The following is a 19,823-nucleotide window of genomic DNA, read 5'->3' as shown; positions in this document are numbered from 1 at the left end:
AATTAATTCTGAGGATTTCGAATAAAATATTTCGCCATTTCTAAATCCTCATATTCATCGATATCTATAGCTTTGATCCAGTGAACAGGAAAAAATGAATAGTTCACTCCATAGAACGTTTCTGTTTTAAAAAGCTCATCTTTTTTTGCTATCCAGATAGCGCCAGTAGGACAATATAGATCTGGCTGATCCTGCGATCTTTTCATTCTCTCCTTTTCCTCAAAGACCGGAGTAGCTTTTCCGCTATTATCCAATTTATGAGCCCACCAGGGATTCATCCAACCATATTTGAAACAACTAATTTGAAAATCTAAATTCTTTTGAAAGAAATTTTCAATAGCCTCATCGATGTCGTTACTATCTCTTAACGGACAATTAGCCATTAATTGCACTACTACTTCCTGTTTTTCCAGACCACTTTCTTCCCACTGTTTAAGTGCTCTAACAGTTGCCAAACTTATGGGAGAATGGTCATCTGCATTAGCATTTCTTAAAAAAGGAACCTTGGCACCATAATCTTTTCCTATCTCCGCTATTTCTTCATCGTCGGTGCTCACTAAAACTTCATCAATATATTTTGATTTCAACGCTGCTTCTATAGTCCAGGCTATCATTGGCTTACCATTAAGATTGACTATATTTTTTTTTGGAATCCTTTTAGAGCCACCTCTTGCAGGGATAACAGCAATTATTTTTTTATTTACCAAATTGTCCATCCTCCATCAACTTTTAAATTTTGACCAGTCATATCTTTAGAGCTTTTTGAAATTAAAAAATCAACAGGACCTATCACGTCTTCTTCCTCAAGCATTCTCTGTTGTGGAGTAAGGTTTTTATATCTATTCTCAAAATTCTTGTCAGTTCTACCTTTTACACCTCCAAAACTTACACAATTAACTCTAATTTCAGGAGCCAAACGTACCGCAAGCTCCTTGGTAAGGTGAATTTGAGCTGCTTTGGAAACTCCATAATGAATGGCAGAGGAATTTTCGAAATCATCATAAAGCGCCGGTGTAGGTGCCACCACCCCATACATAGATGAGATAAAAACAATATTCTCTAACTTATGAGCCATTTGATTTTTAACAGCCATGGATAGCTGATATGGAAAAACTACATCCATATAAAATTCTCCTGAAAAATTTTCACTGGATATTGTTTTATCCTCTTCCATTTTTAGAAAATTTAATGAACGTGCGTTATGGATTATATCAGTTAGTAAAATATTTTTGCCTTTTAAATATTCTATTATAATATTTACTGCATCTTCTGTATTAAAATCAACCTCAATCACTTTTAAAGCGTTAAGATTATAATCATCTAATTCCTTTTGCTTATTATTAAAAAAACGTTCCTTATTTGTTGTAGTAGTAATAACTGTAAATTCCTTTTTTAAAAAGTGTTTTACCAGCTGAAATCCTACTTTTCCGCTACCTCCTGTGATTAAAATATTTTTCATCTTCTTCCTTCTTCCAGGATTTTAATTATTTCTAATGTTTCTTCCCTATTAATATTTTTCTCTTTGCCATGTATCACATTTACAAACCTATGAAGGGATTTTTTAAAACATGTGAAAGAATCTTTAAATTGTTTTTCTACAGAACCCTTTTCCCCATAAAATTTCAGGTTTACTGGGACTGGCACATTTCCAGTTACTTTAAGATAAGCAGAAACATTCTCCCACTTAACCATACAATTAGCCACTGCATCAGTATGCATATTTTTAACTTCCAATAATTTCCCTCTATATGGAATGCGGGCTACAATGGGTTCAATAAGATGAATAGCATAAGTATCCCACTTTTTAGGTATAGCTGCTTCAATATGCACTATTTTCCCTATCTCTTCCTTTTCAAGCTTCGTTAAATTTAATTCCTCGGCAAAACGAATGGAAGAACAAGAAAAAATCTGATTTTCATATTGCTGTTCTTTTAATATTTCTTCAGCTTCTTCCACCGATAAAGCCAATGGTTTATCAATAAAAACAGGAAGACCGGCTTTTATAAAAGGGAGTGCCATTTTGAAATGATTTTCTGCATCGTCACGAGCTAAAAGTACAGCATCAACCTTCCCGATTAATTCCTCTGGTTTTTCAACAATATTTTCGATTTTAGAAGCAGCAGCAATATGTTTAGAAATCGTTATATCCTGAGTCCATATATGAGTTACAGTTCCCAATTCACTTAAACCATCTCTAGGAAAGTTTTGTTGAGATAAATAATCAGGGATCGCAGGGAAAGGGCAATCCTGCATTGGTATTTTGTTATAACCATTAAAGATAGCACTCCAGGAATAAGGGTGTCCATTCCCTTCACTCATACCCATTACTCCAATTTTTAATTTTTTGGCCATAGAGAAGGAATTAAAAGGTTTTCACTTATTTTATTTTTTAGCTCTGGCAAAGATGAAGCTATTTCTAAACTTTCTATATTTTGCACCAGTTGACTTTCATTTTCTACTCCGATAATTACTTTATCTATATATGATTTTTCTAGTACAAATTTTAAAAGTGCTCCGTTTAATGGTTTCTCATCCTGTAGATTAGTAATTATGGGTTTCACTTCATTAAAAAAATCATCTAGCTGCTGCGGATCCATAAAAAATAAACCTTGCAAAAAAGCTGATCTCGTATGAATCTCACAACCTTTATTTTTAAGTTCTTTTACAGCCGTTTCAAATCTTCTGTCAAAATAATTAAAAGGTACCTGAACCAAATCAGGAAAAAATTTTTTATCCAATAGTTGTGCTAATTCTTCCGGTTGGTTAAGTGAAAAACCAATTTTTTGAACTTTACCCTTTTCTTTAAACTTTTGCAACTCTTCCCATTGTCCAAGATCCTTTAAAATCTCACCGGGACGATGAGCCAAATACCCATATAAAGAATTAAGGCCTAAAATTTTTAGGCTATTGTCAAGTTGAATTGAGATTGATTCATTATGAGGTGGCATAAACTTAGAAATCATTTTAAAAGAAGACAGGTCGTTTTGGCCAAGGACATTCTCAGAATTTCCGTAGGCACTTGCCGAATCTAGAACTTCTACCTTATAAGCTTTAGCAGTTTCAAGTATTTTTCCAACTTCATTTGACGCAGTTTGGCCGGCATTATTAGATATCCCATAAGGGAGACCAAACTGGACCGTTCCTAAACCTAGTTTTTCACTGATCTTCATAAAATGAATTAATCTTCTCAATTACAAATTCCTGTTCAGCCTCGTTTAGAGTAGGAAACATTGGTAAGCTTATACAATTTTTGTAATACTGTTCTGCTAAGGGCAAATCACCTTCCTGCCATCCCAAATCACGGTAATAGGGCATTAAATGACATGGTATATAATGAATTTGCGCGAAAATTTTATGTTCTCTCAAATAGTTATAAAGTCCTAGCCTATTCTCAACCTCAAGAATATATAAATGATAAGCGTGCCCTTCAATTACTCCGGATTGTCCTTTTATAAAATCTTTATTTTCAAAAGCTTCCTGATATTTCGCAGCTAAGGCCCGACGTTTCTCTATCCCCTCATCTGCCCTTTTTAGCTGACTGGTTCCCAATGCCGCCTGAAAATCTGTTAATCGGTAGTTATACCCTAAATCTTGCATTTCCATATACCATTCAGGATAGTCTTGAGAATCGAGTATTGAGAATTGAGTATCACTAAGACCAGAAGCAAAGGCCGGGGTATTTTTATATTTATTTTCATCCTTTACAATACCATGAGTTCTTAACTGAAGTAGTTTCTCATATAGCTTCTCATCATTGGTGGTGATCATTCCTCCTTCACCGCTGGCAATGTGCTTTACCGGGTGAAAAGAATAAATAGCGAGATCGGCAAAGTTACCATTCCCGCAAAATTGCTTTTGATTTTTAGAATCATTAAAAAAACCTCCGGGTGCATGGCAGGAGTCTTCTATAATCCATAGATCATATTCATCTGCAAGTTTCCTAAACGCCTCCAGGTCTACTGCTCTTCCCGAAAAATCTACGGGAATAATACCTTTATAAGTTCCATTGGGAGAAGCCTCTAAAAGCTCCCTAACTTTTTTTATATCAAGAAGGTAAGTTTCAGGATTTATATCTAAAAAAACTATTTCCCCTCCACAATAGCGTACACAATTGGCTGAGGCGGCAAAAGTAATTGGAGTGGTAATTACCTTATCGCCTTCCTGAACGTTTAATGCCATTGCACAAAGATGCAAAGCAGCGGTACCGTTTGATACTGCAACTGCATAGTTGCTTCCTACATAATTTGCAAAAGCTTCTTCAAATTCTGCGATACGAGGTCCCTGGGTTAGATAGTCTGACTTTAGGGTTTCAACTACTGTCTGAATGTCCTCTTCGGTAATATTTTGACGACCGTATGGAATTGGGTTATTCATAAACTATACTTCAAAATTTGGATCCACATGTTCTTTGATTAAATTTCTGAGATCCTCTATAGATTCCCACTCTTCGTTTTTCCCGGAATTATATTGAAAACCAGAAGCCACTTTCTTAGCATTAAATTTCTGGATAAAATCTTCTAATTTCCATTTATGGGTAGCTGGTAAAATAGTGTAATATTTTCCTAGATCATAAGTATAATAAGAATCTGAATCGGTAATCATTTCTTCGTGAATTTTCTCTCCCGGCCTAATTCCTACCACAGGTTTTTTACAATCAGGACCAATAGCCTCTGCGATATCCATAATTTTATATGAAGGAATTTTAGGCACGAAAATTTCACCTCCCCAGGCGTTTTCCAAAGCGTGCATCACCATATCTACACCTCCCTGAAGGGAGATATTAAATCGAGTCATAGTTGGATCTGTTATAGGTAATACTCCTTCTTTTTTCTTTTTTAGAAAAAATGGAATTACAGAACCATTTGAGCCCATAACATTCCCATAACGCACTACAGAAAATTTGATTGGATTCCAACCGGTAATATTATTAGCAGCTACAAATAATTTATCCGAAGCTAATTTGGTAGCGCCGTATAAATTAATAGGCGCAGCAGCTTTATCTGTTGAAAGTGCTACGACACGTTCTACACTTGTTTCAAGACAGGCATTTATAATGTTTTCGGCACCCATAATGTTTGTTTTTACACATTCCATAGGGTTGTATTCCGCTATTGGCACGTGTTTCATGGCTGCAGCATGAATCACATAATCAATTCCCTTTAAGGCTCTTTTCACCCTAGCTTCATCCCTCACATCTCCTATAAAAAAACGAATTTGAGGAAATTGAGAGGCGGGATAATCCTGCGCCATCTCAAATTGCTTTTGTTCATCCCGGGAGAATATAACGAGCTTTCTCACTTTAGGGAAATTCTTTAGTATATGCGAGGTTAAAGCTTTTCCAAGCGAGCCGGTTCCACCGGTAATTAAAATTGATTTATCTTCTAAATTCTGCATATCTTGCTGTTTCAATGAATGATGAAATACTATGAATTATAATTTTAGTCAAGTTGGCAAAGATATAAGATAGATAGGCAATTTATTATTTTACAATCTTAAATATTTCTAAAAAACCAAAATAATAATTTAGTTTTTTTAAATTTATCCATTTAAAGTTAAGAATTAAATAATACTTTATAATGACATATAATCTTGATGAAAATTGGATTGCTAATGATATTAACTCTATTCCTGATTTTATTATTGGAGGATCAATGAAATCAGGAACAACCACGCTTCATCAAATACTTGCTGGGCATCCAAATGTTTTTATTCCAGAGAAAGAGATTCGTTTTTTTGATACAGACAATATCCTCCAACATCCAAATTTTCATTCCTTCAATCCTAAAAATCAAAAATGGAGTGATACAATTCAAGGGAACGAATTGAAAAAAGCCTGGAAATGGTACCAAAACCTATATGAAGATCAAAAAACAATGTTAAAAGGAGAGGATTCTACCTCATATTTAGCATCTGAAATTGCCGCGGATAGAATATCCAGGCAGAACAAGAAGATAAAATTAATATTTCTTTTAAGACAACCTACCTTACGGGCATATTCCCAATATTACCACATGCTTAGACGGGATTCAGCAATGTGGAGTTTCGAAGATACTTTAAAATTCAACCCCTATAGTGTTCTTTACCGTAGTTTATACAAAACACAACTGGAATATTATTATTCTCTATTCCCTGAAGATCAAATTAAAGTTATTTTATTCGAGGATTTAATCAAAAACCCTAAATGCGTCATAAAAGATTTATCAATCTTTCTTAATTTAGACTACGCTCAGTTTCCAGACGAAATATTTGATATGCATGCTAATAAAGCTAAATTACCAAGATTTCCTAGGCTGCAATTGCATAAAAATAAAATTATTGGAAATTTAAGTCCTAGATATATTAACAAGAGCCAGTCTAAAAGTAAACAGTTAATAACAGAAAAGGTCTTTGAAAAATTTTTTAATAGAATTAATCCTAAAATAAATAAAAAAGCTCCTAGAATCAACCCATCGACTAAAGAATATTTAGATAAATTCTTTTATCGGGAATTAAATGGCATCGACGAACTAACAGGCTTAAACATAATGAAAAGATGGTTTGATAAGTAAAAAACTACCTCGGGACAAGCCCACGAGGCATTAAATATATTTTTTTGATTTCCAGACAAGCCTCGGGGGCATTTAAGCAATTTTAAACATTCTTGAAATTATATTTCTAAAAAAACCTGACAGGAAATGTAATTGTATCAGCCATTAATTTCTGAAAGAAATTCAGCCGCTCTCCACTGATTATCTAAGTAAATGGGTTAGCTAACTGGTTTAATTCTGTTAATATTGCCAAATAACATATTATCGAGATTAGATTTCACTAAGTCTTTGCCTAATATCGTATTCCTAGATAAGAAAGCCAAGATAATTTCGATATATAATTTTTCAAGATTATCATAATAGGCACAGTAACGACTTTCTTTTTTCATTCTTGAAATGCTCAAGCCAAATGTTTTCCAAACACTATTCAAAAGAATCATATAAGAGAAAGATTAGTATGTTTAGTTATATTCCTTTTTGGGGGGAGTATTATAGGGATCCTTTGCTACTCTTCTTTTTCTCGTTTTCATTCTTGAAAAAATGACTCCTTTAGGATTTCGGATTAAATGAATAACTAATTGATTAGAACCATATAACTCATTGAATTGTTTTATTTGATTAAAGCCTTTAGATAAATCTATTAATAAATTTGATTTAGCTCTCAAACTCTCCTAGGAAAAATGATCCATCATAACCGTTTAAAAGTTTTCCCAGAAAAGTGGTTCCACTTCTGTCATAGGCAATGATTGATAAAACCTGATTATCCATAATTTTACCTTTAAACAATCATCCCTGCCGCAACGGTTTCGTTCGTGTTTTCATCTATTAAAATAATGCTACCCGTATTGCGGTTATCCCGATAAGGATCCAGCATTAACCTTCTGGTAGTTCTAATTTTCACCCTGGCGATATCGTTCATTTCTAAATTGAAATCTTCACTATTTCTTTCGAAAGTGTTAATATCCATTTTATAAACTACTTGCTTTATCATTGCCCGCTCTTCATTAGAGGTATGCATGATTGTATATTTAGCACGCGGTTTTATAGCCTCATTATTTAACCAACATAACATCACATCAAATTCCTGTTCTTGTTCAGGTTGATTGTTCTTTTTAACGATCATATTTCCCCTGCTTACATCAATATCATCTTCAAGGGTCATTGATATACTCATCGGGGCATAAGCTTCTTCTACTTGCTGTTCTCCGGCATTGATCGATTTAATTTTCGATTGAAAGCCTGAAGGCAATACAGCCACCTCGTCTCCTACCCTATATATACCGCTTGCTATTCTTCCAGCATAACCGCGATAATCTCTAAAATCGTCGCTTTGAGGTCGTAATACCGTTTGTACCGGAAATCGAGCATCTATCTTATTAATATCGCTACTTATATGAAGATTTTCTAAAGTACTTAATAAAGTTCCTTCCTGGTACCAGTCCATATTTTTAGATCGGTTCACCACGTTATCACCTAATAAAGCGCTAATTGGAATAAACCTAACATCTTTCATCAAGAGTTTTGACGCAAATTCCTCAAACTGAGTGACAATTTTATTATATACTTCTTCAGAATAATCTACCAAATCCATTTTATTAATACATACCACTAAATGAGGGATATTTAATAAAGAAGCAATAAAGGAATGTCTTTTGGTTTGCTCAATTACCCCGTGCCTGGCATCAATCAGAATAACTGCCGCATTTGCTGTAGAAGCCCCGGTTACCATATTACGGGTGTATTGAATATGCCCCGGGGTATCGGCTATAATAAATTTACGTTTGGGCGTGGTAAAATAACGGTAGGCAACATCTATGGTTATTCCCTGCTCTCTTTCATCCTTAAGCCCGTCAGTAAAAAGAGCCAGATCTACCCCATCATGTCCTTTTTTAGCACTTGTTGCCGTTATTGAATCAAGTTGATCTTCAAAAATAGACTTCGAATCGAATAAAAGCCTTCCTATTAAAGTACTTTTTCCGTCGTCTACGGAGCCTGCTGTGGTAAATCTTAGTAGTTGATTGTTATTTATCTCCATATTGAATTTTGTTTTTGAACGTCATATAGAACTTGTTTCAGTATTCACATGATAGACCATGAAAAAAGTTCAGGGTGACGTTTCCTAGAAATATCCTTGTTTTTTACGATCCTCCATTGCTGTTTCTGAACGTTTATCATCTGAGCGATCTCCCCTTTCGGTTTTACGCATTGCAGAAACTTCCAGTACGATTTTCTCAAGAGTATCTGCATCAGATTCTATTCCGCCGGTAATGGTGATATCGCCTAATGTTCTAAACCTAATTTTCTTTTTCTCTATATTTTCACCTTCTTCAAGTTTTAGGTATTCTGAAACAGGGATCCAGGAATTACTGCGGAAAACCACTTCTCTTTCGTGAGCAAAGTACAAGGAAGGAATGCTAATATTTTCCCGTTTAATATAGTTCCATACATCCATTTCGGTCCAGTTACTAATTGGAAAAGCCCTGAAATGCTCGCCTTCAAAGTGCTTTCCGTTTAACAGATTCCATAGTTCTGGCCTCTGGTTTTTTGGATCCCATTGCCCAAAATCATCACGATGACTAAAAAAACGTTCTTTAGCACGAGCCTTTTCTTCATCCCGTCTTCCGCCTCCAATTGCACAATCTACTTTATGCTTTTCAATCGCGTCTAAGAGTGTAGTAATTTGAAGTGCATTTCTGGTAGCACTTTTTCCTTTTTCTTCTGCTACGCGTCCTTGATCTATTGAATCCTGAACAGAACCAACAATAAGTTTAACGCCTAGCTTTTCGACTAAATGGTTTCGAAACTCGATAGTCTCTGGAAAATTATGCCCAGTATCTACATGCATTAGTGCAAAAGGAATTTTACTGGGATAAAATGCTTTTTTTGCCAAATGGGTAATCAAAATAGAATCTTTCCCTCCTGAAAATAGGATTACCGGATTTTCAAACTGCGCCCAAACTTCTCGCAATATAAATATTGCTTCAGATTCTAATTCGTCTAAATAATTTAAATAATATTTACTCATTATACTCTTATTTCCAGTTTATCTTCTAGTCGTAAAACTATTCTTTTTATTGCGTCTTCCAAGTTTTCCTTTTCAGTTTCGACTTCTAAATCAGGATTTATAGGATTTTCATAAGGTGCATCAATTCCAGTGAAATTTTTTATTTCCCCGGCTCTTGCTTTTTTGTAAAGTCCTTTTATATCCCTGCGCTCACACTCCTCCAAAGAGGTCTTAATAAAAACTTCGATAAAATCATCTTTTCCGATAATTTCTTTTATCATTTCCCTATCCTTTTCTAAAGGCGAAATAAAGGAAGCTATTACTAGCGATCCCGATTCCACAAAAAGCTTCGAAATTTCAGCAATTCTTCTAAGGTTTTCCTGGCGATCGGCAGCACTAAAACCAAGATTATTGTTTAGTCCCTTCCGGATGTTATCTCCATCCAGTGAAAAAGTTTTGATTCCTTTTTTAAATAATTCATTTTCCACCTGGTTGGCTATAGTCGATTTTCCCGAGCCGGAAAGGCCGGTAAACCAAACCACAAAAGAATTATGACCATTTAATTTGTTTCTATCGGTCTTCCCGATATGAAAATCATGTGGAATAATGTTCTCCATATTATTATTCATTAGCAGTTTGTTCCTGTAACTCTCTTTTTCTTTCTCTACGCTTTTTCAGACCGTAATCTATCCTATACCAGCCCCTTTCGTGAAAATAATACAAAATCATTTTAGTTACTACTTCGGCTCCTCCTACCTGTAAACCAACCATCGGATCTCCAGAAATTAGCCAGGCCAGGATCATTGTATCAATGGTACCTACTATTCTCCAGGTAACTGTTTTGGCAATATGTCTTTTCTTGCTATCCCCGTTTTGCGTTATTCCGACCCTAATTTTAAACCATATTCTTTCGTGGAAATAGTATAAAATCATCTTAGTAATTACCTCTGCAAAACCAATTTGAAGCCCTGTTAAGGGATCCCCTGAAATTAGCCAGGCCAGCAGAATTGTATCTGTTGTACCTATAATCCTCCAGGTAATACTCTTGGCTATATGTCTTTTATAAGATTTACCCAAGATTAGAAACGAGGAAATAATTATTTAATAAATTCTCCTGATTATATTTTAATTCTTCGGAAGTACTCTTATCAATTACATTTAAACCAACGGCATTGCAAATAGCCTGTCCTGCTGCCGTATCCCATTCCATCGTGGGTGCGAACCTGGGATAAACATCTGCTTTCCCTTCAGCTACCAGACAAAATTTTAAGGAACTTCCTTTTGAAACTATTTCTACCTCCTTATTATACTTATTCTTAAGCTTTTCTATATAATCTAATGTTTCCTGGCTCATATGTGACCGGCTACCAACTACTTTAATCTTATCACTTCCATTAGATGGTTTGATTTCTTTCATAAAGTTTTCAGAGAAATTATTATCCTCCTGAAGAACTCCTTTAAATGACTTACCTTCTAAGACATCTCCATAGAACAATTCCCTATTAGCAGGAACATAGATTACTCCGAAGATGGTTTTCTGGTTTTCAACTAAAGCTATATTCACTGTAAACTCTCCATTCCTCTTAATAAATTCTTTAGTTCCATCCAATGGATCTACTATCCAGCATTTATTCCAGGCTTTTCTTTCTAAAAAATCAAGTTGCTTATTTTCTTCACTAATAATTGGAATACCAGTTGGAACTAGATATTTATTTATAATATTATTAGCCCTTTTATCAGCAATGGTAAGTGGGGAATCATCATTCTTGGACTCAACCTGAAAATCTTCAGTTTCATAAATATTCATAATCTCTTTTCCGGCTTCGATCCCTGCCTTGATAGCTGTTTTATATATTCCCTTCATTTTTTCATTTTACTGTAAAGACAAACAACATTTAAAACCAATAAAACCTAACCAAACCTGTAATAAAAATATTCATTTTAGTGTTTTTTCTATATACTATGCTTTCTTAACAAATAATCTTCAGTTATGATGGCTTTTTAAATTTCGAAAATATTCAATAGTAGTTCTTAGTCCTTCTTGTAATTCAATTTCTGGCTCCCAACCTAATTTATTTTTAGCTAATTCTATAATCGGCTGTCTTTGAAGAGGATCATCCTCAGGTAATTTCTGAAAAATAAGCTTACTTTTACTTCCGGTAATTTGAATTATTTTTTCAGCAAGTTCTAACATGGTAAATTCTTTAGGATTTCCAATATTTACAGGACCAGTAAATCCTTTTTCAGAATTCATTAATCTAATCATCCCATTTATTAAGTCACTCACATAACAAAAACTACGGGTTTGAGTTCCATCTCCATAAATAGTAATATCTTCTCCCTTTAATGCCTGCATTATAAAATTACTTACTACCCTACCATCTTCAGGATTCATATTGGGACCATAGGTATTGAAAATACGCATTACTTTAATTTCAAGCCCGTGTTGCCTATAGTAATCAAAAAATAAAGTTTCAGCACATCTCTTACCTTCATCATAACAAGCTCGAGTTCCAATAGGATTTACATTGCCCCTATAGCTTTCTGGTTGTGGATGAACTTCTGGGTCACCATACACTTCACTAGTACTAGCCTGTAGTATTGGAATTTTTAACCTTTTGGCTAAACCAAGCATATTGATTGCTCCTAGAACACTGGTTTTTGTAGTCTGTACCGGATCAAATTGATAATGAATAGGACTTGCAGGACAAGCTAAATTATATATTTGATCTACCTCAACAAATAATGGATGAGTCACATCGTGTCTTAATAGTTCAAAATTTTTATCATCTAATAAATGATGAAGGTTTTTTCTTGAGCCTGTATAGAAATTATCTACGCATAATACTTCATTCCCTTCATTTAGCAGTCTTTCGGATAAATGACTTCCCAAAAATCCTGCTCCACCAGTAATCAAAATTCTTTTCATTTATTTATTTTATAATTAAGAGCCTATCGCATAAAACTCAAATCCAATCTCTTCTTTAGTCTTTCTTTTCAGCAATCTCCTGCCATCAAATAAGAAAGCGGGTTTTAGCATTTCATTATATACCTTTTGCCAATCCAGTTCTTTAAATTCATCCCACTCGGTTAATACCGCTACAGCATGTGAATCATTTGTAGCTTCGTAAGGCGTGTTTACCACCTTAAGCCTGGCGCGGTTCTCTTCTGAAGAACGACTGTTTAAGTAATCTAAATCGGCGTATATTTGTTCGGTTTTTACCTTTGGGTCATAAATCACAATTTCTGCCTGTTCATTTAATAAGTAATCAGCAACATAGATTGCAGCCGATTCCCGGGTATCGTTGGTATCTTTTTTAAAAGCCCATCCTAATAAAGCAATCTTCTTTCCTGAAACCGTATTAAATAAGGTCTGTACGATTTTTGCAGCAAATCTTCTTTTTTGATGATCGTTCATCAGGATCACTTGCTCCCAATAATCGGCCACTTCATTTAATCCAAAAGATTTTGAGATATACACTAAATTTAAAATATCCTTTTGAAAGCAAGAGCCTCCAAAACCTACAGAAGACTTTAGAAATTTCGATCCAATCCTGGAATCCATTCCTACAGCTTTAGATACTTCATTCACATCTGCCCCGGTTTTCTCACACAATTCACTCATTGCGTTTATACTGGAAACCCTTTGTGCTAAAAAAGCATTAGCCGTTAATTTCGATAATTCCGAAGACCAAACATTGGTAGTCAGCAATCGTTCACGTGGCACCCAATGTGCATAAACATCAACTAAAGCTTCTACAGCTTCTTTTCCTTTGGTGGTATCAATATCTCCACCTATTAGCACTCTATCTGGATTCATAAGGTCATCAACCGCAGTTCCTTCGGCAAGAAATTCAGGATTAGAGAGGATTTGATAATTTACCCCGTTTCCGGTATTATCAAGTATATTTTTTAAAGCTTCTGCGGTACGAACCGGCAAGGTAGATTTCTCAACTACAATTTTATCATCTTTGGAAACCCTCGCAATTTGTCTTGCACAAAGTTCAATGAATTTTAAATCGGCTGCCATTCCCTTTCCAATTCCGTAGGTTTTGGTAGGAGTGTTTACTGAAATAAAGATCATATCAGCTTTGTCTATCGCTGCATCAACATCGGTAGAAAAAAATAAATTTCTACCACGAGCTTCTTTAACCACTGCCGATAAGCCGGGTTCATAAATTGGAATATTTTCTACATCCTCATCATTCCAGGCTTTTATTCTTTCCTCATTTATATCTACTACGGTTACGTTTATTTCAGGGCACTTTTGAGCGATCACGGCCATTGTAGGTCCACCTACGTATCCAGCTCCTATGCAACAGATGTTTTTTATTTTCATATTTTATGTGATCAGGTGATCCAGTGACGAAGTGAACAAGTTAAATTCCTGACATAATTCAAATAAACAGAATCTACTTCACTTCATTACTACCTCACTACATTACTTTTTCAAACTTTGTATTAATTTTAGAATCATTCTTTTGATATATTATTTAATTACATATCAGGGAATCATATTTTACTTTTTAGACGTCACCCTGAACCGGTTTCAAGGTCTAAGTTGGAAATAAATACCTTTCGTGTTAGATGCTGAAACAAGTTCAGCATGACGATCTAATAATAATATAAACTTTTTGGTTATAAATTTAATTTTTAATCGTGCACATAGTCACTGTATCACAACTTCTTATCACACCTATCTCCAAGCACTCCCTTTACATCATAAACAACGGTATTTCCATTCTTTGATTGGTCAAGATCCATTTCCAAAAATTCTTTATGAGCCACCGCTAAAACAATGGCATCATACTTTTCTTTTGGAAGCTCTTTAACTGTTTTTAGTCCATATTCGTGATTTACTTCCTCTGGGTTAGCCAAAGGATCGTAGATTGTAACATTTGTGCCATATTCTTTTAGGTTTTTTATCACATCCACGACTTTAGTATTACGAACATCAGGACAGTTTTCTTTAAAGGTAATTCCCAAGACAAGAATATTTGAGTTTTTAACCTTCTGGTCATTTTGCAGCATTAGCTTAACCACTTCTGAAGCGACATATTGCCCCATAGAATCATTCATTCTTCTACCGGCAAGAATAATTTCAGGATGGTAGCCAATTTCCTGGGCTTTTTGAGCTAAATAATAGGGATCTACCCCTATACAATGCCCACCAACCAAACCGGGTTTAAATGGAAGAAAGTTCCATTTTGTACCCGCAGCTTCCAAAACATCCTGGGTATCTATTCCCATCATATTAAATATTTTAGCCAATTCATTTACAAAAGCAATATTTATGTCTCGTTGGGAATTTTCAATAACTTTTGCAGCCTCAGCTACTTTTATAGTCGGCGCCAGGTGAGTACCTGCAGTAATTACTTCAGCATAAAGCTCATTGACTTTCTTTCCGATTTCAGCCGTAGAACCCGCAGTAACTTTAAGGATTTTTTCTACAGTATGCTCTTTATCTCCCGGGTTAATCCTTTCCGGGGAATAGCCCACAAAAAAGTCTTCGTTAAACTTAAGACCACTATGTTTTTCTAAAACAGGAACGCACTCATCTTCAGTCACACCAGGATAAACCGTGGATTCATAAACAACAATATCTCCTTTTTTAAGAACCTTTGCTACTGTTTCACTACTTTTATATAACGGGGTAAGGTCAGGTCTATTGTTTTTGTCTACCGGGGTGGGGACGGTAATAATATAATAATTACAATCTGCTATATCTTCAAGATCGGCCGAACAAAATAAACCATTTCCATTTTGTAATTCTTCCTTTTGACCTAAAACCGATTTTAATATATCATCTTCCACCTCTAAAGTGGAATCATGACCACTCATCAATTCTTTAATTCTAGACTGGTTTATATCAAAACCTATTACCGGGTATTTAGTAGCAAATAACCTTGCTAAAGGTAAACCTACATATCCGAGACCTATTATGGCTAATTTTTTATTCATTATTTTAGTATTTATTTCTTTCTCCAGAGATGATAAACATATTCTGGAGTTTTCAGCTCTAAACCAAACCTTCTAAAGAGGACAATGCTTTTCTATTAATCTCCTGGGTTCCACTTACCAAATATTTACACCCCTGCTCGATCAGTTTATTTTCTACTGCCCTCATTAGAGCAAATGAAACACCTTTCCCTTCAAAATTCCTATTTACAGCAAAAAGAGGTGCATACCCATTCTCTCCTTCTATCTTTATGGTTCCAAAACCCACAACTTTTTCATCGTGCTTATAAACCAATACATCGTCTGCTATAATTCCTTTGATTGAATTAGTTATCCATTCTTCGAAGATTTTATTATAAATACCCACTGAAATTTGTGAATCACGACCAAATCTACCTTCCTTTGCTGCAAGTTTTGCCAATTTGATTAATTCCGGCGAAGGCAATTCATCTCTATAACTAGATATATTTGGGTGGTTCTTGGTTAATGTTTTAACTTCTTTGATAATTGGAATACGATTATAAACCTTTACAATATCATAGTACTTATTACTCAACTTTTCAAAATCAGGTTTTGTAGAATTAAAAATCACTAATTCTATATCTTCATTAAATAATCCTTCCAGTTTAGTTATTGAATTAGACCAAAGATAATCCATCTCCGTTTTAGCCACTTTAAAACCAAAAAAATTAGTATCCCATTCCTGAATTTTAAAATTTTCAGACATATTAATTTACCTTAAATTTTCCCAATACCATGAAACAGCTTCCTTCAAACCATCGTCAATTCGGTGGCTCGGATTATACCCCAGTAAATTCTTTGCTTTCTCTACCGATGCAAGTGAATGCGGAATATCACCAGCTCTATTGGGACCATGCTTAACATCTACATTGGCAATCTCGGGATCAAATTCAGATAGGTGTTTTTTTAACAACTGAGTTAATTCTACTAAGTTAGTTCTATCACCTACAGCCGTATTATAAACTTCATTTACAGCATCTTTATTTTCAGAAGTAATAGCCCGTAAATTCATTTGAATTACATTATCAATATAAGTAAAATCGCGCGAGTATGTGCCGTCACCATTAATCACCGGGCTTTCATGTTTCATAAACTGCATCACAAACTTTGGAATTACCGCAGCATAAGCTCCGTTTGGATCCTGCTTTCTTCCGAAAACATTAAAATATCTTAATCCAATAGTGTCTAATTTGTAAGCATCCTGAAAAATATCGGCATATAATTCATTTACATATTTCGTGATGGCATAAGGGGAAAGAGGTTTTCCTATTTCATCTTCAACTTTGGGAAGTTTTTCTGAATCTCCATACGTAGAAGAACTTGCAGCATAAACAAATCTTTTTACGTCAGCGTCACGTGCTGCAACCAACATATTTAAAAATCCTGAAATATTCACTTCGTTACTGGTAATAGGATCAGCTAAAGATCTTGGTACAGATCCCAGTGCGGCTTCGTGTAAAACATAATCTACATTCTCACAAGCCTTATGACAAGTCTTCAGATCGCGAATATCTCCTTCAATTAACTGAAAATTCTCGTGATCTTTAAAAGCAGTAAGATTATGTGTATGCCCGGTAGCGAAATTATCTAAACAAACTACTTTTACGTTTAAATTTATTAAAGTTTCACATAAATTGGAACCAATAAAACCCGCTCCACCCGTAACAAGCACCTTTTTATTTTCTAATTTCTGCTGAAATTCAGTCATTTGCTAATTTTAATTTGATTTTGAATCGACGGCAAAGATAGAATTTCTTTATAAGCCTATTGCTAAAGAAACCTTAAAGCTTTAAAAACGTTAAAAATCATGTTTATTGCAACACGGAAAGTTTAATTTGAAATAAAAACACCTACATTTTTTTAAGTTAATGTGAATTCTTGTTTACAAAATGGAAAAGGGGTCCTTTATGAGAATTCGCATTTAGTTAATTTAAGTATTATTCCAAAAGAACCACTAAACATCCTGGAAATATTCGTGAATTCCAGCAAATACAAAGTTCAAACATTGAAGCTTAAACATTAGACAAAAAAACCTAAACCACCATCCCAGCAGCAACGGTTTCATTGGTGCTTTCATCTATTAAAATAATACTTCCTGTATTTCGATTTTCACGATAAGTATCCAACATCATCCTTCTCGTGGTTCTTATTTTAACCCTGGCAATATCATTCATAGCCAGGTCCTGGTCGGTCTTATCCCTTTCAAAAGTATTGATATCCATTTTATATACCACCTCTTTAATTAGTGCCCGCTCCTCGTGAGAGGTGTGCACTATTGTATATTTCGCCCTGGGTTTAGCAGGATCATTATTCAACCAACATAGCATTACATCAAACTCCTGCTCCATTTCCGGCTGGTTGTTCTTTCTCACAATCATATTTCCGCGGCTTACATCTATATCATCTTCCAGAGTCATTGAAATACTCATGGGTGCATAAGCCTCCTGAACTTCATGCTCACCGGCATTAATAGATTTGATTTTTGATTGAAAACCTGAAGGCAATACAGCCACTTCATCTCCAACCCGGTAAATTCCACTAGCGATTCGCCCGGCATACCCGCGATAATCCCGAAAATCTTCATTTTGAGGTCTTAAAACTGTTTGCACGGCAAAACGAGCGTCTATTTTATTAATATCACTGCTTATATGAAGATTCTCCAATGTGCTCAGCAACGTTCCTTCCTGGTACCAGTCCATATTTTTTGAACGGTTTACCACATTATCTCCCAAAAGTGCACTAATAGGGATAAAACGAACATCTTTCATTAAAAGTTTGGAGGAAAACTCTTCAAACTGACTAATGATTTTATTATATACCTCTTCTGAATGATCTATTAAATCCATTTTATTAATACATACAATAAGGTGCGGAATATTCAGCAAAGAAGCTATAAACGAATGACGCTTAGTCTGTTCTATAACCCCGTGACGGGCGTCTATTAAAATAACCGCTGCATTGGCGGTAGAGGCGCCAGTGACCATATTTCTGGTATATTGGATATGCCCCGGGGTATCAGCGATTATAAATTTACGCTTAGGGGTGGTAAAATAACGATAGGCTACATCTATGGTAATACCCTGTTCCCTTTCGTCTCTTAGACCATCGGTAAACAATGCCATATCAATACCATCGTGTCCTTTTTTAGCACTTGTCGCCGTTATTGAATCAAGTTGATCTTCAAAGATCGACTTAGAATCATATAAAAGCCGACCAATTAAAGTACTTTTCCCATCGTCTACACTTCCAGCGGTGGTAAATCTTAGTAGTTGATTGTTGTTTATTTCCATATTCATAAAAGCCCCTCCCAACCTCCCCGAAGGGGAGGAGAAGAAAGGTATATTTTAAATTATTTCACATTCCATTTATACATTGAAAAGGTTCCCCCTTCGGGGGTTAGGGGGCTTTTAAAAATAACCCTGTTTTTTCCTATCCTCCATAGCGGTTTCACTTCGCTTATCGTCTGAGCGGTCTCCCCTTTCGGTTTTGCGCATTGCAGAAACCTCTAATGCGATTTTTTCAAGTGTATCTGCCTCAGATTCTATTCCGCCGGTAATGGTTATATCACCCAATGTCCTAAACCTGATCTTTTTCTTTTCCACTTTTTCATCATCTTCAATCTTTAGATATTTTGAAACAGGAATCCAGGAATTGCTTCTAAAAACAACTTCCCGCTCGTGTGCAAAATACAACGAAGGAATACTGATATTTTCCCTTTTGATATAATTCCATACATCCATCTCGGTCCAATTACTAATTGGAAATGCCCTGAAGTGCTCGCCTTCAAAATGTTTTCCATTTAGCAAGTTCCATAACTCCGGACGCTGGTTTTTAGGATCCCACTGTCCAAAATCGTCACGATGACTAAAAAAGCGTTCTTTGGCCCGCGCTTTTTCTTCGTCACGTCTTCCTCCACCAATAGCGCAGTCCACTTTATTACTTTCAATAGCGTCAAGTAAAGTGGTAATTTGAAGCGCATTTCGAGTAGCATTTTTACCCTTTTCTTCAGCAACCCGACCCTGGTCTATAGAATCCTGAACAGAACCAACAATTAATTTTACTCCAAGCTTTTCAACTAAATCATTTCGAAACTGGATGGTTTCAGGAAAATTATGCCCGGTATCTACGTGCATTAATGCAAAAGGAATTTTACTGGGATAAAAGGCTTTTTTTGCAAGGTGCGTTACTAAAATAGAGTCTTTTCCACCTGAAAAGAGGATTACAGGATTCTCAAACTGCGCCCAAACTTCCCTCATAATATAGATGGCTTCCGATTCTAATTCGTCTAAATAATTTAAATAATATTTGCTCAT

Annotated in this window: 19 protein-coding genes; 1 reads left to right on the top strand and 18 read right to left on the bottom strand. The window is 35.2% G+C overall.

Going from position 1 to position 19,823, the window contains the following annotated elements; all coding sequences use genetic code 11:
- Positions 1 to 2 precede the first annotated feature (2 nt).
- From B5488_RS00375 to pseB, 6 genes are read right to left on the bottom strand one after another with little or no spacing between them, the layout of a single operon-like run.
- Positions 3 to 716 carry an acylneuraminate cytidylyltransferase family protein gene (locus B5488_RS00375; RefSeq protein ID WP_079733478.1) on the bottom strand — a complete coding sequence of 238 codons (714 nt, stop codon included), beginning with the start codon at positions 714 to 716 and terminating at the stop codon, positions 3 to 5.
- Positions 701 to 1,459, bottom strand: coding sequence for an SDR family oxidoreductase (locus B5488_RS00370; protein ID WP_079733477.1), 759 nt, complete (start codon positions 1,457 to 1,459; stop codon positions 701 to 703). The genes B5488_RS00375 and B5488_RS00370 overlap by 16 nt, the downstream gene beginning before the upstream one ends.
- The gene (locus B5488_RS00365; protein WP_079733476.1) at positions 1,456 to 2,352 is read right to left on the bottom strand and encodes a Gfo/Idh/MocA family protein; all 897 of its coding nucleotides are present in this window, start codon (positions 2,350 to 2,352) and stop codon (positions 1,456 to 1,458) included. Before B5488_RS00365 ends, B5488_RS00370 begins: the two co-directional genes overlap by 4 nt.
- Positions 2,337 to 3,191 (bottom strand): aldo/keto reductase, encoded by an 855-nt coding sequence (locus B5488_RS00360; RefSeq protein WP_146128764.1) that lies wholly within the window; start codon positions 3,189 to 3,191, stop codon positions 2,337 to 2,339. Before B5488_RS00360 ends, B5488_RS00365 begins: the two co-directional genes overlap by 16 nt.
- Positions 3,157 to 4,374: a UDP-4-amino-4,6-dideoxy-N-acetyl-beta-L-altrosamine transaminase gene (gene pseC, locus B5488_RS00355; protein ID WP_079733474.1), complete on the bottom strand. Its 1,218-nt coding sequence runs from the start codon at positions 4,372 to 4,374 to the stop codon at positions 3,157 to 3,159. The genes B5488_RS00360 and pseC overlap by 35 nt, the downstream gene beginning before the upstream one ends.
- 3 nt (positions 4,375 to 4,377) lie before the next feature.
- Positions 4,378 to 5,394: a UDP-N-acetylglucosamine 4,6-dehydratase (inverting) gene (pseB, locus tag B5488_RS00350; RefSeq protein ID WP_079733473.1), complete on the bottom strand. Its 1,017-nt coding sequence runs from the start codon at positions 5,392 to 5,394 to the stop codon at positions 4,378 to 4,380.
- 182 nt (positions 5,395 to 5,576) lie between these two features.
- Here pseB and B5488_RS00345 point away from each other — a divergent pair, with 182 nt between their 5' ends.
- A complete protein-coding gene (locus tag B5488_RS00345; RefSeq protein WP_079733472.1) occupies positions 5,577 to 6,548 on the top strand; it encodes a sulfotransferase family protein in 972 nt (323 codons plus the stop codon).
- 757 nt (positions 6,549 to 7,305) lie between these two features.
- On the opposite strand, the gene B5488_RS00335 is transcribed toward B5488_RS00345, so the two are convergent.
- The 12 genes from B5488_RS00335 to cysD (B5488_RS00280) form a co-directional block, all read right to left on the bottom strand.
- Positions 7,306 to 8,562: a sulfate adenylyltransferase subunit 1 gene (locus B5488_RS00335; RefSeq protein WP_079733470.1), complete on the bottom strand. Its 1,257-nt coding sequence runs from the start codon at positions 8,560 to 8,562 to the stop codon at positions 7,306 to 7,308.
- A gap of 84 nt (positions 8,563 to 8,646) precedes the next feature.
- Positions 8,647 to 9,552 carry a sulfate adenylyltransferase subunit CysD gene (gene cysD / locus B5488_RS00330; RefSeq protein WP_079733469.1) on the bottom strand — a complete coding sequence of 302 codons (906 nt, stop codon included), beginning with the start codon at positions 9,550 to 9,552 and terminating at the stop codon, positions 8,647 to 8,649.
- A complete protein-coding gene (gene cysC / locus B5488_RS00325) occupies positions 9,552 to 10,160 on the bottom strand; it encodes an adenylyl-sulfate kinase (RefSeq protein WP_197686283.1) in 609 nt (202 codons plus the stop codon). The genes cysD (B5488_RS00330) and cysC overlap by 1 nt, the downstream gene beginning before the upstream one ends.
- On the bottom strand, positions 10,153 to 10,608 hold the full coding sequence (locus B5488_RS00320; RefSeq protein ID WP_456114821.1) for a DUF2061 domain-containing protein: 456 nt from the start codon (positions 10,606 to 10,608) through the stop codon (positions 10,153 to 10,155). Before B5488_RS00320 ends, cysC begins: the two co-directional genes overlap by 8 nt.
- Complete coding sequence (gene cysQ, locus B5488_RS00315; RefSeq protein WP_079733467.1) at positions 10,601 to 11,395, bottom strand: 3'(2'),5'-bisphosphate nucleotidase CysQ; 795 nt, start codon at positions 11,393 to 11,395, stop codon at positions 10,601 to 10,603. The genes B5488_RS00320 and cysQ overlap by 8 nt, the downstream gene beginning before the upstream one ends.
- Positions 11,396 to 11,515: 120 nt before the next feature.
- The gene (locus tag B5488_RS00310; protein ID WP_079733466.1) at positions 11,516 to 12,460 is read right to left on the bottom strand and encodes a UDP-glucuronic acid decarboxylase family protein; all 945 of its coding nucleotides are present in this window, start codon (positions 12,458 to 12,460) and stop codon (positions 11,516 to 11,518) included.
- A gap of 15 nt (positions 12,461 to 12,475) precedes the next feature.
- Entirely contained in the window at positions 12,476 to 13,870 is a 1,395-nt protein-coding gene (locus B5488_RS00305; protein WP_079733465.1) for a UDP-glucose 6-dehydrogenase, read from the bottom strand.
- Between the two features lie 338 nt (positions 13,871 to 14,208).
- The gene (locus tag B5488_RS00300) at positions 14,209 to 15,492 is read right to left on the bottom strand and encodes a nucleotide sugar dehydrogenase (RefSeq protein WP_079733464.1); all 1,284 of its coding nucleotides are present in this window, start codon (positions 15,490 to 15,492) and stop codon (positions 14,209 to 14,211) included.
- Positions 15,493 to 15,550: 58 nt separating this feature from the next.
- A complete protein-coding gene (locus B5488_RS00295; RefSeq protein ID WP_079733463.1) occupies positions 15,551 to 16,216 on the bottom strand; it encodes a GNAT family N-acetyltransferase in 666 nt (221 codons plus the stop codon).
- 6 nt (positions 16,217 to 16,222) lie between these two features.
- The gene (locus B5488_RS00290; RefSeq protein ID WP_079733462.1) at positions 16,223 to 17,218 is read right to left on the bottom strand and encodes an SDR family oxidoreductase; all 996 of its coding nucleotides are present in this window, start codon (positions 17,216 to 17,218) and stop codon (positions 16,223 to 16,225) included.
- Positions 17,219 to 17,543: 325 nt separating this feature from the next.
- Positions 17,544 to 18,800 (bottom strand): sulfate adenylyltransferase subunit 1, encoded by a 1,257-nt coding sequence (locus B5488_RS00285; RefSeq protein WP_079736479.1) that lies wholly within the window; start codon positions 18,798 to 18,800, stop codon positions 17,544 to 17,546.
- 117 nt (positions 18,801 to 18,917) lie between these two features.
- Positions 18,918 to 19,823 carry a sulfate adenylyltransferase subunit CysD gene (gene cysD / locus B5488_RS00280; RefSeq protein ID WP_079733461.1) on the bottom strand — a complete coding sequence of 302 codons (906 nt, stop codon included), beginning with the start codon at positions 19,821 to 19,823 and terminating at the stop codon, positions 18,918 to 18,920.

Origin of the sequence: Salegentibacter salegens (assembly GCF_900142975.1) — a bacterium.
In the GTDB taxonomy this organism is placed as follows: Bacteria; Bacteroidota; Bacteroidia; order Flavobacteriales; family Flavobacteriaceae; genus Salegentibacter; species Salegentibacter salegens.
This window is presented reverse-complemented; position numbering and strand designations above follow the sequence as displayed.

Coding starts and splice junctions, on each gene's coding strand:
- B5488_RS00375 (WP_079733478.1), bottom strand. CDS start 716: ATGGACAATTTGGTAAATAAAAAAATAATTGCTGTTATCCCTGCAAGA.
- B5488_RS00370 (WP_079733477.1), bottom strand. CDS start 1,459: ATGAAAAATATTTTAATCACAGGAGGTAGCGGAAAAGTAGGATTTCAG.
- B5488_RS00365 (WP_079733476.1), bottom strand. CDS start 2,352: ATGGCCAAAAAATTAAAAATTGGAGTAATGGGTATGAGTGAAGGGAAT.
- pseC (WP_079733474.1), bottom strand. CDS start 4,374: ATGAATAACCCAATTCCATACGGTCGTCAAAATATTACCGAAGAGGAC.
- pseB (WP_079733473.1), bottom strand. CDS start 5,394: ATGCAGAATTTAGAAGATAAATCAATTTTAATTACCGGTGGAACCGGC.
- B5488_RS00345 (WP_079733472.1), top strand. CDS start 5,577: ATGACATATAATCTTGATGAAAATTGGATTGCTAATGATATTAACTCT.
- B5488_RS00335 (WP_079733470.1), bottom strand. CDS start 8,562: ATGGAGATAAATAACAATCAACTACTAAGATTTACCACAGCAGGCTCC.
- cysD (WP_079733469.1), bottom strand. CDS start 9,552: ATGAGTAAATATTATTTAAATTATTTAGACGAATTAGAATCTGAAGCA.
- cysC (WP_197686283.1), bottom strand. CDS start 10,160: ATGAATAATAATATGGAGAACATTATTCCACATGATTTTCATATCGGG.
- cysQ (WP_079733467.1), bottom strand. CDS start 11,395: ATGAAGGGAATATATAAAACAGCTATCAAGGCAGGGATCGAAGCCGGA.
- B5488_RS00310 (WP_079733466.1), bottom strand. CDS start 12,460: ATGAAAAGAATTTTGATTACTGGTGGAGCAGGATTTTTGGGAAGTCAT.
- B5488_RS00305 (WP_079733465.1), bottom strand. CDS start 13,870: ATGAAAATAAAAAACATCTGTTGCATAGGAGCTGGATACGTAGGTGGA.
- B5488_RS00300 (WP_079733464.1), bottom strand. CDS start 15,492: ATGAATAAAAAATTAGCCATAATAGGTCTCGGATATGTAGGTTTACCT.
- B5488_RS00295 (WP_079733463.1), bottom strand. CDS start 16,216: ATGTCTGAAAATTTTAAAATTCAGGAATGGGATACTAATTTTTTTGGT.
- B5488_RS00290 (WP_079733462.1), bottom strand. CDS start 17,218: ATGACTGAATTTCAGCAGAAATTAGAAAATAAAAAGGTGCTTGTTACG.
- B5488_RS00285 (WP_079736479.1), bottom strand. CDS start 18,800: ATGGAAATAAACAACAATCAACTACTAAGATTTACCACCGCTGGAAGT.
- cysD (WP_079733461.1), bottom strand. CDS start 19,823: ATGAGCAAATATTATTTAAATTATTTAGACGAATTAGAATCGGAAGCC.